The 13,911-nt window shown below is 72.6% G+C and carries 12 protein-coding genes; 5 read left to right on the top strand and 7 right to left on the bottom strand.

Going from position 1 to position 13,911, the window contains the following annotated elements:
• Positions 1-2: 2 nt before the first annotated feature.
• Together WFK95_RS18735 and WFK95_RS18740 are read right to left on the bottom strand one after the other, a co-directional pair.
• Positions 3-2,354, bottom strand: a complete 2,352-nt coding sequence (locus WFK95_RS18735) for an ATP-dependent DNA helicase RecG (RefSeq protein ID WP_336671550.1) — start codon at positions 2,352-2,354, stop codon at positions 3-5.
• Positions 2,351-4,006, bottom strand: coding sequence for a DAK2 domain-containing protein (locus tag WFK95_RS18740; protein ID WP_336671551.1), 1,656 nt, complete (start codon positions 4,004-4,006; stop codon positions 2,351-2,353). The genes WFK95_RS18735 and WFK95_RS18740 overlap by 4 nt, the downstream gene beginning before the upstream one ends.
• Before the next feature lie 170 nt (positions 4,007-4,176).
• Here WFK95_RS18740 and rpmB point away from each other — a divergent pair, with 170 nt between their 5' ends.
• The gene (gene rpmB, locus WFK95_RS18745) at positions 4,177-4,368 is read left to right on the top strand and encodes a 50S ribosomal protein L28 (protein ID WP_068521417.1); all 192 of its coding nucleotides are present in this window, start codon (positions 4,177-4,179) and stop codon (positions 4,366-4,368) included.
• Between the two features lie 72 nt (positions 4,369-4,440).
• On the opposite strand, the gene WFK95_RS18750 is transcribed toward rpmB, so the two are convergent.
• Together WFK95_RS18750 and WFK95_RS18755 are read right to left on the bottom strand one after the other, a co-directional pair.
• The gene (locus WFK95_RS18750) at positions 4,441-5,136 is read right to left on the bottom strand and encodes a uracil-DNA glycosylase (protein WP_336671552.1); all 696 of its coding nucleotides are present in this window, start codon (positions 5,134-5,136) and stop codon (positions 4,441-4,443) included.
• On the bottom strand, positions 5,133-6,149 hold the full coding sequence (locus WFK95_RS18755; RefSeq protein WP_336671553.1) for a thiamine-phosphate kinase: 1,017 nt from the start codon (positions 6,147-6,149) through the stop codon (positions 5,133-5,135). The genes WFK95_RS18750 and WFK95_RS18755 overlap by 4 nt, the downstream gene beginning before the upstream one ends.
• 19 nt (positions 6,150-6,168) lie before the next feature.
• On the opposite strand from WFK95_RS18755, the gene WFK95_RS18760 reads away from it, so the two are divergent.
• Positions 6,169-6,753 (top strand): DUF3515 domain-containing protein, encoded by a 585-nt coding sequence (locus WFK95_RS18760; protein WP_336671554.1) that lies wholly within the window; start codon positions 6,169-6,171, stop codon positions 6,751-6,753.
• A 7-nt stretch (positions 6,754-6,760) separates the two neighbouring features.
• Here the strand turns inward: WFK95_RS18760 and WFK95_RS18765 are convergent, their stop codons facing one another.
• Both WFK95_RS18765 and WFK95_RS18770 read right to left on the bottom strand, forming a co-directional pair.
• Positions 6,761-7,846 carry a D-alanine--D-alanine ligase family protein gene (locus WFK95_RS18765; protein ID WP_336671555.1) on the bottom strand — a complete coding sequence of 362 codons (1,086 nt, stop codon included), beginning with the start codon at positions 7,844-7,846 and terminating at the stop codon, positions 6,761-6,763.
• A 66-nt stretch (positions 7,847-7,912) separates the two neighbouring features.
• Positions 7,913-8,944, bottom strand: a complete 1,032-nt coding sequence (locus WFK95_RS18770; RefSeq protein ID WP_224650958.1) for an NAD(P)H-dependent glycerol-3-phosphate dehydrogenase — start codon at positions 8,942-8,944, stop codon at positions 7,913-7,915.
• Positions 8,945-9,055: 111 nt separating this feature from the next.
• Between WFK95_RS18770 and cofC the strand changes: the two genes are divergently transcribed.
• Genes cofC through WFK95_RS18785 form a run of 3 tightly spaced genes read left to right on the top strand, consistent with a single transcriptional unit; the run spans position 9,056 to position 12,890 of the window.
• Positions 9,056-9,757 (top strand): 2-phospho-L-lactate guanylyltransferase, encoded by a 702-nt coding sequence (gene cofC, locus WFK95_RS18775; protein WP_443081575.1) that lies wholly within the window; start codon positions 9,056-9,058, stop codon positions 9,755-9,757.
• A 53-nt stretch (positions 9,758-9,810) separates the two neighbouring features.
• The gene (locus WFK95_RS18780; RefSeq protein WP_336671570.1) at positions 9,811-11,946 is read left to right on the top strand and encodes an RNA degradosome polyphosphate kinase; all 2,136 of its coding nucleotides are present in this window, start codon (positions 9,811-9,813) and stop codon (positions 11,944-11,946) included.
• On the top strand, positions 11,943-12,890 hold the full coding sequence (locus tag WFK95_RS18785; protein WP_336671557.1) for an NUDIX hydrolase: 948 nt from the start codon (positions 11,943-11,945) through the stop codon (positions 12,888-12,890). The genes WFK95_RS18780 and WFK95_RS18785 overlap by 4 nt, the downstream gene beginning before the upstream one ends.
• A gap of 34 nt (positions 12,891-12,924) precedes the next feature.
• Here WFK95_RS18785 and WFK95_RS18790 read toward each other — a convergent pair whose 3' ends face one another.
• Positions 12,925-13,647: an HU family DNA-binding protein gene (locus WFK95_RS18790; RefSeq protein WP_336671558.1), complete on the bottom strand. Its 723-nt coding sequence runs from the start codon at positions 13,645-13,647 to the stop codon at positions 12,925-12,927.
• Positions 13,648-13,911: the final 264 nt, after the last annotated feature.

The raw sequence follows: 13,911 nt of genomic DNA on the forward strand, positions 1-13,911 counted from the left end.
GACTAGGCCTTGTCGAGGTAGTCGCCGCGATCGCCGCCGAGGATGACCTCGTTCATGGCTCGCAGGGCCGCATGGCGCTCGAGATCCGGGTCCTCGCCGACGATCTCGTAGGCGAGGTCCCGGGCCGCGGCGAGCACGTCGCCGTCCTGCGCGAGGTCCAGGAAGCTCAGGCGCCGCGCGAGGCCCGACTGGTCGACGCCCAGGATGTCGCCGAAGCCGCGGTACTCGAGGTCGAGCTGGGCGAGGGCGAAGCCGTCGACGGTCTCCGCGACCTTCTGCAGCCGCTCGAGGGTGCGTTCCGAGCCGGTCGCGGTGATGAGCAGGCACAGCCCCGGCAGCCCGCCTCGACCGACGCGGCCGCGCAGCTGGTGCAGCTGACTGATGCCGAACCGGTCCGCATCGCGCACGACCATCGTGGTGGCGTTCGCCACGTCGACGCCGACCTCGATCACCGTGGTCGCCACCAGGACGTCGATCTCCCCCGCGGCGAAGGACGCCATGATCTCGGACTTCTCGTCGGCGGGCAGGCGGCCGTGCAGCAGCGCGATCCGGTGCTCGCCGAGCGGCCCCGTGGAGAGCTGGTCGTACATCTCGATCGCCGAGACGGTCTTCGGCTTCTCGGACTCGTCAGGAACCGGCTCGCCACGTGACGCGCCTCGCCCCGATGTCTTCGCCTCCGTCGCCGGCGCCTCGAAATCGTAGTCCTCGTCGGTGAAGCCGGCCTTGGCCTGCTCGCCCGTCGCGTCGTCGCCGATCCGCGGACACACGACGTAGACCTGCCGGCCCGATCGGACCTCCTCGTCGACGCGCGCCCAGGCCCGCGCGACCCATGCCTCGCGGTCTTCGGGGACGACCGAGGTCTGGATCGGCTGCCGCCCGCGCGGCAGCTCCCGCAGCACGGACGTCGCCATGTCGCCGAACTGCGCCAGCGCGACGGTGCGCGGGATCGGCGTCGCCGTCATCACCAGCAGGTGCGGCATGGAATCGTCGTCGGTGCTCTCGCCGGTGCCCTTGCGCCGCAGCCGGTCGCGCTGCTCCACGCCGAACCGGTGCTGCTCGTCGACCACGACCAGGCCCAGCCGGAAGAACTCGACGGTGTCCTCGAGCAGCGCGTGCGTTCCGATCACGATGCCGGCCTCGCCGGTCACGATGCGCAGGAGCGCCGCCCGGCGCTGCTTGACGGTCATCGAGCCCGTCAGCAGGGTCACCGTCGTAGCCGCCTCTGCCGCACCCAGCTGACCGGCCTCCGCCAGGTCACCGAGCATCGCGGTGATCGACAGCAGGTGCTGCGTCGCGAGCACTTCCGTGGGCGCGAGCAGCACCGCCTGGTGTCCCGCGTCGACGGCGGCGAGCATCGCCAGCAGCGCGACCAGCGTCTTGCCGGAGCCGACCTCGCCCTGCAGCAGGCGGGTCATCGGGTGGTCGCGGCCCATGTCGCCCAGGATCTCGGCGAGCACGCCCTCCTGGCCCGCGGTGAGCGAGAACGGGAGCCGCTCCCGCAGTCCCGCCTGCAGCGGACCGTCGGGCGCGCGCAACGGCGGCGCGCCGACGATGCCCACGTCGTGCGCCCGACGGGCGAGGGCGGTCTCGATCGCGACGGCCTCGTCGAAGGCGAGGCGGCGGCGCGCCCGGTCGGCCTGGGCGCGGCCGTCGGGCTTGTGCGCCGCCCGCACCGCGTCGTCGAGGCTCATCAGGGCGTGGAGCGCGAGGAAGTCGGCCGGCAGCGATTCGGGCACCGGCGCGAGCCTTTTCAACACGCTGTCCACCAGCGAGAGGATCAGCCACGTCGGCATGTTCTTGGTGCCGTGGTAGATCGGCACGGTGGGCTGCATCAGCAGGCTCAGGTCGGCGAACTTGAGGCGCTTCGACCCCGCCTTGGTCGAGCCCGCCTCGTTGGCGGCGAGCGCCTCGGCCGAGGTGATCGTGGTGTCCGGCAGGACCAGCCACTCGGGGTGGGTGAGCTGCAGCTTCCCATTGAACTCGCCGAGTCGGCCGATCAGCAGCAGCTGCCGGTCGGGCTGGATCGGCTTGGGCAGGTAGTTGAAGAAGGTCACGTCGTAGGCGCGGACCTTGTTGACCACCTGCACCTTGAACATCTTCTTGCCGCGGTGGTGCGCCCGCGGCGGGGTGATCGCGGTGACGGTGCCGATCACCACCACGTCGTCACCGATGCGGGGCTCGGACCGCCGGGTCCCGTCGTCCTCGACGGCCCCACCCTCGTACCGGAACGGGAAGTGCCGCAGCAGGTCCCCGACGGTGGCGAGTCCGAGTTCGGCGGTCGCCGCATCGGCGATCTCGGGGTCGACGGCCTCGGCGAGCGGCGTCTGCAGCGTGAGGGTGCGCGCTGAGGTCATTCGACGCCGATCTCCATCACGCTCGCGTTCTGCCCGCCGACGTAACCGACCACCTCGACCTCCGGACGGTCCGGCCGCAGTGCGGCGCTGACCCGGTCGGGGAAGTCGCCGTCGCCCGCCTCGCCGAGGAGCACCGTCACCATGTCGCCGCCCGTCGCCAGCAGCAGCTCGGCGAGCGCCTCACCCGCGGAGTACTGGTCCTCCTCGAGGACCACTACCTCACCGCTGACCATGCCGAGGTAGTCGCCGGGGCCGCAGGGCCCGAGGATCGTCAGCGCGTCCTCCGTGACGGCGACGACGGATCCGCACCGCGCTCCGGCCGCGGCCTCGGCCATCGAGTAGGTGTCGTCGGCGGCGTGACCGTTCGGCTCGTGCACAGCGAGTGCCGCGATCGCCTGCACCATGGAGGAGGTCGGCAGCAGCGTCACCAGCACACCGGATTCGCGGGACCGCGCGGCCACCGCCAGCAGCTCGGGAGTGGGCAGCGCGCCGTTGGGCATGAGCAGCACCTCTCGGCCCTCGAACCGATGCAGGGCGGCGAGCAGCTCGGCGTGGGTCATCCCCGTGTCGCAGCGGATCACCTCCGCGCCCGCCTCCGTGAACAGCTCGGCGGCACCGTCGCCCGAGACCAGCGCGACGATGGCGCGCGGCGCGTCGAGCAGCGCCTGCAGCGGCGTCTCGCCGTGTCCCGCCTCCTGCAGCACGTTGACGGCGATGCTGCGCAGCTTGCCGTGCCGCAGGCCGGCCTGGATCGCCGCGCCGGGCTCGGTGGTGTGCGTGTGCACCGACCACGTCGCGACCGGGTCGGGATCGGCCGCGGCGACCACCACCACCGAATCGCCGAAGGCCTGCAGCTCCGCGCGCAGCCTGTTCGCCGTGGCCTCGGTGGCGGCGGGCAGCAGGTACATCACCTCGTAGTCGGCGTGCGGGCCGCGGGGCGGATCGGCGTGGTCGTGGGTGTGACCGTGATCGACGTGCACCTGGACGTGCGGCGCGATCTGCCGGCCGAACCGCGGGCGCTCCGGCACCGCCCCGGACGTGACCTCGACGAGCGCGTCGAGCAGGACGAGGAGGCCGCGGCCGCCCGCGTCGACGACGCCGGCGGCGGCGTTGTCGGCGAGCTGGTCCCGGGTGCGCAGCAGGGCGTCGAAGGCCGCGTCGGCGGCGGCCCGAGCGCAGGCCGCGAGGTTCCCACCGCCCGCGAGCGCGGCCCCGGCACCGTCGGCGGCGGCGCGCAGGACGGAGAGGATGGTGCCCTCGATGGGGTCGGCGACGGCGGTGGTGACCAGGTCCGTCGCGTTCCGCAGGCCGGTCGCGAGCCCCTCGGCCGTGAGATCCGCGTCGGGGCCGAGCTGCGCGGCGAGGCCGCGCATGATCTGCGAGACGATGACGCCCGAGTTGCCCCGCGCCCCGGCCACCGCGCCGGCGACGGTGGCGCGGGCGACGGCGTGCGGTCCCTCGGTGCGGTCCGCGACGTCGGCGGATCTGGCCGCCGCGCGAAGGGTGACCAGCATGTTCGTACCGGTGTCCGCGTCGGCGACAGGGAAGACGTTGAGGGTGTTGATCTCGTCGACCGCGCGTTCGAGTCCGAGGACGGCACGCCCCAGCCAGGCCACCACCACGCGGCCGTCCTCCGCCATCGGTCCCGTCACAGCTGCCAGCCTAGTGGGCCGTCGCACAGCGCAGGAGCCCCGGCGCGGTTTGGCGGTGGACCCATATCGGTCTATGATTGCAGGGTTGCCTCGCGTCCGAGCGTGTCCTTCGCGTCTACGACCGGCGGGGCGAAGCACAGGTTTTCAACTATTGCGAGGAGTACACGACTATGGCTGCCGTCTGCGACGTCTGCGACAAGGGCCCCGGCTTCGGTAAGTCGGTCTCCCACTCGCACCGGCGTACCAACCGCCGGTGGAACCCGAACATCCAGACCGTCCGCGCCCAGGTCGCGCCCGGTCAGACCCGCCGCCTGAACGTGTGCACCTCGTGCATCAAGGCCGGCAAGGTCGTTCGCGGCTAGTACGCATCAGCTGTTCCGAAGGCCCGTGACCTCCCCGAGGTCACGGGCCTTCGGCGTTCGCTCCGACGGTCGTCAGCGCACCTGCGCGAGGTGCGGCAGGCGCCAGTCGACGGGCTCCGCCCCGAGTCCCACCAGCGCCTCATTGGCCTTCGAGAAGGGCTTGGAGCCGAAGAAGCCGCGCGACGCGGACAGCGGCGACGGATGCACCGATTCGATCCGCGGGGTGTCGCCGAGGCGCGGCCCGAGCGAGGCCGCGTCGCGGCCCCACAGGATCGCCACGAGCGGCGCGTCCCGCGCCACGAGCGCGTCGATGGCGCACTCGGTGACCTTCTCCCAGCCCTTCCCGCGGTGCGAGGCGGGCGTGCCCGGGCGTACCGTCAGGACGCGGTTCAGCAGGAGCACGCCCTGCGCGGACCACGGCGAGAGGTCTCCGTTCGCGGGCATCGGCAGCTCGAGGTCGTCGCAGTACTCCTTGTAGATGTTCTGCAGACTCCGCGGGATCGGCCGCACCGACGGGTCCACCGAGAACGAGAGGCCCACCGCGTGCCCCGGTGTCGGGTACGGATCCTGGCCGACGATGAGCACCCGCACGTCGGCGAAGGGCTGCCGGAAGGCGCGCAGCACGTTGGCCCCGGCCGGCAGGTATCCGTCCCCGGAGGCGTTCTCGGCGCGCAGGAACTCGCCGAGCGCCGTGATCTCGTCGGCGACCGGCGCGAGGGCCTGCGCCCACCCGGCCTCGACGCTGTCGGTCAGTGGTCTCGCCGTCATCGCCCGGTCTCCTCGGTCTCGGTGAAGGTGTTCCAGCCGCCGGCCGCCGGCCCGGCGTCGCCGTCGACGGTGACGGTGCCCGCGGGCAGCGCGGCCGGGGCGGACACCACCCCGATCGCGCGCCAGCCTCCGGGGAGCTCCGCGGCGGCCGGGAAGGTCGCCAGGAGGGCGTGATCCTCGCCGCCCGTCCGCACCCAGTGCTCGGCGTCGGCGCCGAGCGCCTCGGCGCAGGCGACCAGCTCGGCGTCGGGGGCCAGCAGGGCACCGTCGAGCGCGATGGTCACGCCGGAGGCCCGGGCGAGTGACCGCGCGTCGCGGAGGAGGCCGTCGGAGACGTCGGTGAGTGCCGTCGCGCCGGCGTCGGCCGCGCTCGGCCCGGCGGCGAGCGGGGGCACCGGGCAGCGGTAGGTCTCGACCAGGCCGTCGAAGCCGTCGAGCCCCGCGAGCAGGACGTCCAGGCCCGCGGCCGAATGCCCGAGAGTGCCGAACACCGCGACCCGATCGCCCGGCCGCGCGCCGGACAGCAGGACCGGCTCCCTGCCCTGCAGGTCGCCGAGCACGGTGACGGCGAGCAGTACCTGATCGGTGCGAACCACGTCACCGCCGGCGATCGCACCGCCGGCCTCGGCCGCGCCGCGAGTGGTGCCGCGCGCGATGCCCGCGATGACGTCCTCGCCGGTCTCGGGCGGGCAGCCCAGCGTCACGGTGAAGGCGGTGCACACGGCGCCCATGGCCGCGACGTCCGCCGCGTTCTGCGCGATCGCGCGCCGGCCCACGTGCTCGGGGGTGGTGAGGTCGAACCGGAAGTGCCGGCCCTCGACGATCGCATCGGACGAGACCACCGTCCGGCCGTCGGGGGCCAGCACCACCGCCGCGTCGTCGCCCGGGCCGACCGGGATCCGCGGATCCGGCCGCACACCGCCGGTGGCCAGCGCGATCACGCCGTCCTCCCCCAGCTCCGCCACGGTGCGCACGCGGGGCTGCGCAGGGCTCTCCGGCTCCTCAGATGTCATCGCGGCTACCGTATCGGACGTGAGCGATGCAGACGACGAGACCACCGCGGCCCCGGACACCGGGAAACGCCGCAGCCCCGCCTTCCTCGCGACGGCGGTGGCCCTGCCGGTCGCGGTGGTCGCGTGTTTCATCGCCTTCCTCGTGCTGGCGCAGCAGAAGCAGGGCGACGCCCGCGACGCCGCGGAGGCCGGCCACCTGAAGTCGGTGGCGGCACCGTCGTCCGGCGACGCGGCGTGCGGGAAGCTCCTCGGCGCGATCCCCGCCGACCTCGACGGCTATCGGCGCACCGACGACACCGAGCCCGGCGGCTTCGCCCGGTGGACCAGCGAGAAGGCCGGCGCAGTGGAGGTGCGGTGCGGCACCGACCGTCCCGCCGAGCTGACCGCGACCGCGAAGCTGCAGATCATCAACGGGGTGCAGTGGCTGCAGGCCACACCGGCGGGCGCGCCTGCCCCCGACGGCGGCAGCTACTGGACGGCCGTCGACCACCGCCCGTACGTCACCCTCTGGGTGCCCGACGGTGCCGGCACCTCCGCGGTGCAGGCCACCTCGGACGCGATCCGGGAGCACCTGCAGGCGGCCTCGCTCGACCTGGGCCGGTAGCCGGCGGTTACCGGAGGCCGGTGCCGCGCGCGAGCGCCGTCTCGATGAGGATCGTGAGCAGCTCGGCGTACTCGACGCCGGACTCGGCCCACATCCGCGGGTACATCGACGTCGAGGTGAAGCCGGGCATGGTGTTGACCTCGTTGATGACGGGGCCGTCGGGGGTCTGGAAGAAGTCGACGCGCGAGAGGCCCTGGCAGTCGAAGGCGTGGAAGGCGCGCACCGCGAGGTCGCGGATCGCCGCCGACTGCTCCTCGGTGAGGTTCGCGGGCACGGTGTACTGCGCGCGGTCGTCGAGGTACTTGGTCTCGAAGTCGTAGAAGGAGTGCTCGGCGTCGGCGGCCATCTCGATCTCGGCGATCGCCGACGCGGCGACGCTGCCGTCGGGCCGCTCGAGCACGCCGATCTCGACCTCGCGGCCGATCACGGCCGCCTCGATGATGACCTTGGGATCCCACTTCCGGGCCTCGGCGATCGCCGCGGGCAGCTCGGTCAGGTCCGTGACCCGGGTGATGCCGATCGACGATCCGCCGCGCGCGGGCTTGACGAACAGCGGCAGGCCCAGGCGGTGCAGGACGTCCGACGGGACCTCGGTGTCGCGCTGGCGGAGCACGTGGAAGTCACCCACGGGCAGGCCGTCCGCGGCGAGCAGCTTCTTCGCGAACTCCTTGTCCATGCCCGCCGCGGAGGCGAGCACGCCCGCACCCACGTAGGGCACACCGACCATCTCCAGCAGCCCCTGCAGGGTGCCGTCCTCGCCGTACGGGCCGTGCAGGACGGGGAAGACGACGTCGACGGCGCCGAGGAGCTCCCCTGCGCTATCCGCGTGCACCGACACGAGTTCCGCGCCGGGCAACAGCGCCAGATCCGTCGGGGCGTCGGCCACACTCGGGAGCGCCCGATCGGCGAACCTCAGCGCCTTGGAGTCACCGTCGGAGAGCACCCACGCGCCCGCCTGGGTGATCCCGACGGGGACCACCTGGTAGCGCTCGGGGTCGAGGTGGGCGAGGATGCTGCCCGCCGAGACGCACGAGACCGCGTGCTCGCTGCTGCGCCCGCCGAAGACCACTGCCACCCTGATTCGCTCCGTCACGGTCGCCCACCTTACGTGTCGGCCGTGCGGAGGGCCACGCGGTTACCCGCGGGGACGGCAGTGGGACTAGTCGGCGTCCTTGGGGCGCCACTCGCCGCCGACGTCGCGGTTGAGCAGGTCGTCCATGGCGCGGGAGACGGGGACCCCGTCGTAGCAGACGGCGCGCACGGCCTCGGTGAGCGGCATTTCGACGCCCACGCGTCGCGCCAGGTCGGCGATGGAGATGCACGACTTGGCGCCCTCCGCGACCTGCCCGTGCGCGGCGGCCTGCGCCTGCTCGACGGTCATGCCCTGGCCGAGGCGCGCGCCGAAGCTGAAGTTGCGGGACTGCGGCGAGCTGCACGTGGCGACGAGGTCGCCGACGCCGGCGAGGCCGGCCAGCGTGAGCGGCTCCGCGCCGAGCGCCGTGCCGAGGCGCAGCGTCTCCGCCAGCCCGCGGGTGATGATCGCGGCGCGCGAGTTCTCGCCGAGGTTGATGCCCGACGCGATCCCGCAGACCAGGGCGATCACGTTCTTGGTGGCACCGCCGATCTCGCAGCCGACCACGTCGGCGCTCGTGTACGGCCGGAAGTAATCGGTGCGCGCGAGGTACTGGGTCCGGGAAGCGCGATCGGCGTTGTCCGAGGCGACCACGGCGAGGGTCGGCTGGCCCTTCGCGATCTCCTTCGCGAAGTTCGGCCCCGTCAGCACGGCGATCCGGTCCCGGTCGATCCCCGCGGCGTCGACGACGACCTCGCTCATCCGGTCGAGCGTGCCGATCTCGATGCCCTTGGCCAGGTTCACGACGGTGACGTCCGGCGGGATCAGGTGGCCCCAGTCGCCCAGGTTGGCCCGCAGCGACTGCGAGGGGACGGCGAGCACAACGAGCCCGGCACCGCGCATCGCCTCCTCCGGATCGTGTGTCGCGGAGAGGTTCTCGGGGAGCACACCCTCGGGCAGGTACTGCGCGTTGATCCGGGTCTCGTTGATCTGATCGGCGACCTCCTGCCGCCGGCACCACATCCGCACCCGGTGCGGCTCCGGGCGGGTGGCCTCCGCGAAGACCTTCGCCATCGCGGTTCCGAACGAACCAGCCCCCATCACCGCAACGTCGACCATCCGAGCCCCTCCTCGCATCGCACCTGTCCCACCGGATTCGTGGGCACCGGGGCGAGCCTATCGCCCGCCCGCAGGCGGCGGGTTCGGTTCCGCACGCCTACATTGGTGCCCATGAGCTCACCGCAGGGGGCCGCCGAGCGCCCCGCCGTCGTGGTGGTGACCGCCGTGAAGTCGCTCGACGCCGCCAAGTCCCGCTTCGCCGCGCCCGGCGACGGCCTGCGGGACGCCGTCCCGGGGCTGGTGCTCGCGATGCTGTTGGACACCCTCGCCGCGGCGGCAGCCGCCCCCGGGGTCCTCGGGCTGCACGTGGTCTCCCCCGATCCCGAGGTCCGCGCCGCGGCGATCGCCGTCGGGGCGCGCACCGTCGACGAGCCGGAGCCCGGCGGGCTGAACGCCGCGCTCGAGGCGGGCGCCCGCGCCGCCCGGGAAGCGCACGGCCCCGCGGTCGCGGTCCTGGCCCTGCAGGCGGACCTACCGGGGATCACCGCCACGGAGCTCGGGGAGTTCCTCGCGGCGACGGCGGGCAGGCGGGGCTTCGTGCCCGATCACGCGGGGACCGGGACGGCGGCGCTGTACGCGCCCCCGGGGACCGAACTGCGCGCCGCCTTCGGGCCGGATTCCGCGGCGGCGCACCGGTCCGGGGGCGCCGCGCGGCACGACGGCCCCTGGCCCGGCCTGCGCACGGACGTCGATACGCCGCGGGACCTGACCGAGGCCGGGCGCCTCGGGGAGCACACCGCGGCGGTGCTCGCGGCGGCCGATCGGGACTTCGCGTCGAATGCGTGCGTCCGATACGCCAGAATGGAGCGGTGACGACCGAGCCCCCCGCCCCCTCCGCCGAACCGACCCCCGTCCCGAGCACCGCGGTGGCCGAGCCGGCCGGTCCGCCGTCCGGACGGCCGACGGCGATCCCGACGGCGCCGCCCGCGGCGCCGCCCGAGGTCCCCAGCGACCTGCCCGCGGACCGCTACCTCAACCGGGAACTGAGCTGGCTCGACTTCAACGCCCGGGTGCTGGCGATGGCGGAGGACGCCTCGCTGCCGCTGCTCGACCGCGCGAAGTTCCTGGCGATCTTCGCCTCGAACCTGGACGAGTTCTTCATGGTCCGGGTGGCCGGGCTCAAGCGCCGCGACCAGATGGGCCTCTCGGTCCGATCCGCCGACGGCCTCACGCCCCGCGAGCAACTGCGCCTGATCTCCCAGCGGACCCAGGAACTCTCGCACAAGCACGCCCTCGTGTTCAGCGACGCCGTCCGCCCGGAGTTGGCGGCGCAGGGCATCTCGGTGGTCAGCTGGGCCGATCTCTCGCCCGCAGAACGCGAGGACCTCTCCGCGTACTTCCACACGCAGGTCTTCCCCGTGCTCACGCCGCTCGCCGTCGACCCCGCGCACCCCTTCCCGTACATCTCGGGCCTCTCGCTCAACCTGGCAGTGGCGGTGGTCGACACGACCACGGGCGGCGAGCATTTCGCGCGCGTGAAGGTGCCGGACAACGTCGCCCGGATGGTCTCGGTCCGCAGCGAGCGGATGGACCACGCGGTGCTCCCCCTCGAGGACCTGATCTCCGCGCACCTCGACGTCCTCTTCCCGGGGATGACGGTGTCCGAGCACCACGTCTTCCGCATCACGCGCAACGCGGATTTCGAGGTCGAGGAGGACCGCGACGAGGATCTGCTGCAGGCCCTCGAGCGGGAGCTCGCGCGGCGCCGCTTCGGCTCGCCGGTGCGCCTCGAAGTGGCGGAGGACATGTCCGAGCACATGCTCGAACTGCTGCTGCGCGAGATGGACGTTGACCCGGCCGACGTCATCACCGTGCCCGGCCTGCTCGACCTGAACTGCATGTTCGAGCTGTACGGCGTGGACCGGCCCGACTTGAAAGAGAAGCCCTTCGTCCCCGTGACCCACCCCGCGTTCGGTGAGCGGGAGACGCCCAAGAGCGTCTTCTCCACGCTCCGCGAGGGCGACGTCCTCGTCCACCATCCGTACGACTCCTTCTCGACCAGCGTGCAGCGGTTCATCGAGCAGGCGGCCGCGGATCCCCACGTCCTGGCGATCAAGCAGACCCTGTACCGCACCTCGGGCGATTCTCCGATCGTCGACGCGCTGATCGACGCCGCCGAGGCCGGCAAGCAGGTCGTGGCCCTGGTCGAGATCAAGGCCCGCTTCGACGAGCAGGCGAACATCAAGTGGGCCAGGAAGCTGGAGCAGGCCGGGGTGCACGTGGTCTACGGCCTCGTGGGCCTGAAAACCCACTGCAAGACCTGCCTGGTGGTCCGCCGCGAGGGCTCGACGATCCGCCGGTACTGCCACATCGGTACGGGCAACTACAACCCCAAGACCGCGCGCCTGTACGAGGACGTCGGCCTTTTCACCGCCGATCCCGATCTGGGCGCGGACCTGACGGATCTGTTCAACCGGCTCACGGGCTACTCCCGCAAGGAGGAGTACCGCAACCTGATGGTGGCGCCGCACGGCATCCGGTCGGGCATCGTGGAGCGGATCGATCGCGAGATCGAGCTGCAGCACGCGGGCAAGCCGGCCGGCGTGCAGCTCAAGGCGAACGCCGTGGTGGACGAGCAGATCATCGACGCGCTGTACCGCGCGAGCCAGGCGGGCGTGCCCGTCGAGGTCGTCGTCCGGGGCATCTGCGCGCTGCGGCCCGGCGTCCCGGGGGTGAGCGAGAACATCACCGTCCGATCGATTCTCGGGCAGTTCCTCGAGCACTCCCGGATCCTGCACTTCCGCGGCGCGGACGAGTTCTGGATCGGCAGCGCCGACATGATGCACCGCAACCTGGATCGCCGCGTCGAGGTGATGGCGCAGGTGAAGGACCCTCGCCTCGCGCGGCAGCTGGGCGAGATGTTCGACTCCGCACTCGATCCCGCCACCCGCTGCTGGGTGCTCGACGGTGACGGGAACTGGAACGCCTCCCCCGTCCCGGGCGAGGCCGTCCGGGATCACCAGCGGGAACTGATGCGCGCGCACCGCGCGAGCCTGCGGTGAGCGGCGGAGGCGAGGGCGCGGTCGTCCGCGCCTCCGGGGGCGTGCTCTGGCGCCCCACCCCGGACGGTCCGGAAGTGGCCGTGGTGCACCGGCCGCGGTACGACGACTGGTCGCTGCCCAAGGGGCATGTGGAGTCCGACGAGAACCCCGTCGTGGCCGGGCTGCGCGAGGTCGTCGAGGAGACGGGCTTCTCCGCCCGGTTCGTGCGCGCCGTCGGCCAGGTCTCGTACGACGTGCCCCGGCGCAAACGGCACGGCCCGGGCGGGGCGACGGTGCGCAAGCGCGTCGGATACTGGTCGGCCCTCGCGGGTTCCGGTGTCTTCGCGCCGAACGAGGAGACCGACGAGCTGCGCTGGCTGTCCGTGCGGGCCGCCACCGCCCTGCTGAGCTATCCGATCGACCGGCGGATCCTGCGGGCCTTCGGCAAGCAGCCGCGGTCCACGGCGACGATGCTGATCGTCCGGCACGCCAAGGCCGGTCGGAAGCAGGGCTACCAGGGCGACGACCTGGCGCGGCCCCTGGACCGGAACGGGCGGGCCCAGGCGGAGGCCCTCGTGGACCTCCTGGGGGCGTTCGGGCCCGGCCGCCTGCTCTCGGCGCCGCCTGTGCGGTGCACGCAGACCCTGGAGCCGCTGGCGGCCGAGACGGGCCTGCCTCTGGCGGAGGAGCCGACGATGTCGGAGACGGCCTACGCCCGCGATCCGGCGGCTGCCCGTCGCCGGATCCGCGAGATCGCGCGGATGGGCGAGGAATCGGGCACTGTGCCCGTGGTGTGCAGCCAGGGCGGCGTGATCCCCGACCTCACCGCGTGGTGGGCGGGGGCGGACGACGTGCGCCTGCCCGCGGCCCGCAACCGCAAGGCCAGCGTGTGGGTGCTCACCACCGAGGGCGGGCGCCTGCTGACCATGGACCACATCGACAGCCCGCTGCCCCTGGAGCACTGAGGCTCCAGGGGCAGCGGGGTTCGACGGGCGTCGTCTACTTCTTGGCGGCCTTCTTGGCGGGAGCCTTCTTGGCCGGGGCCTTCTTGGCGGGGGCCTTGGTCGCGGCCTTCTTGGCCGGCGTGGCCTTCGCCGGAGCCTTCTTGGCGGGGGCCTTGGTCGCGGCCTTCTTGGCCGGCGTGGTCTTCGCCGGAGCCTTCTTGGCGGGGGCCTTGGTCGCGGCCTTCTTGGCCGGCGTGGTCTTCGCCGGAGCCTTCTTGGCGGGAGCCTTAGTCGCGGCCTTCTTGGCCGGCGTGGTCTTCGCCGGAGCCTTCTTCGCGGGGGCGGCCTTGGTCGCCTTCGCCGGAGCCTTCTTCGCGGCCGCCTTGGTGGCGGTCGCCTTGGCGGCCTTCGCCGGAGCCTTCTTCGCCGCCGTCTTCTTGGCGGGCGCGGCCGCCGTGGCCGAGCTGCGGCGGACGGCGGGACCCGAGGCCGGCAGCTTGGCCGAGCCGGAGATCACGGCCTTGAACTGCGCACCGGGACGGAACGCGGGCACGGACGTGGGCTTGACCTTGACGGTCTCGCCGGTGCGGGGGTTGCGGGCGACGCGAGCGGCGCGCTTGCGCTGCTCGAAGACGCCGAAGCCCGTGATGGTCACCGACTCACCGGAGTGGACGGCACGGACGATCGTGTCCACGATCGCCTCGACGGCGGCGCCGGCGGTCCGGCGGTCGGTGCCCAGCTTCTCGGTGAGCGCCTCGATCAGTTCTGCCTTGTTCATGGACGATCTTCCCTCTGTGGTCGGAGGCTCACCGCTGAGCCAACTAGGGACACCGTAAACGCAGAATTGCATTCAATCCAAGAGCCACGCCAGATTTGATCGAAGATGTGTCGGAATGACAAGTGGCGGGGGCCGGGGGGGGGGGGGGGGCCCCCGAGGCCGGATGCGCCACCGGTGACGATGACGGAGGAGCCGGAGACGTCCATGGCTGATTCCCTTCTGTAGTGGAGCACTCGCCGAAAATGCGAGTGCGGCGCACCTCAC

The sequence above is a fragment of the Tsukamurella sp. USMM236 genome, from assembly GCF_037148755.1.
Classification (GTDB): Bacteria; Actinomycetota; Actinomycetes; order Mycobacteriales; family Mycobacteriaceae; genus Tsukamurella.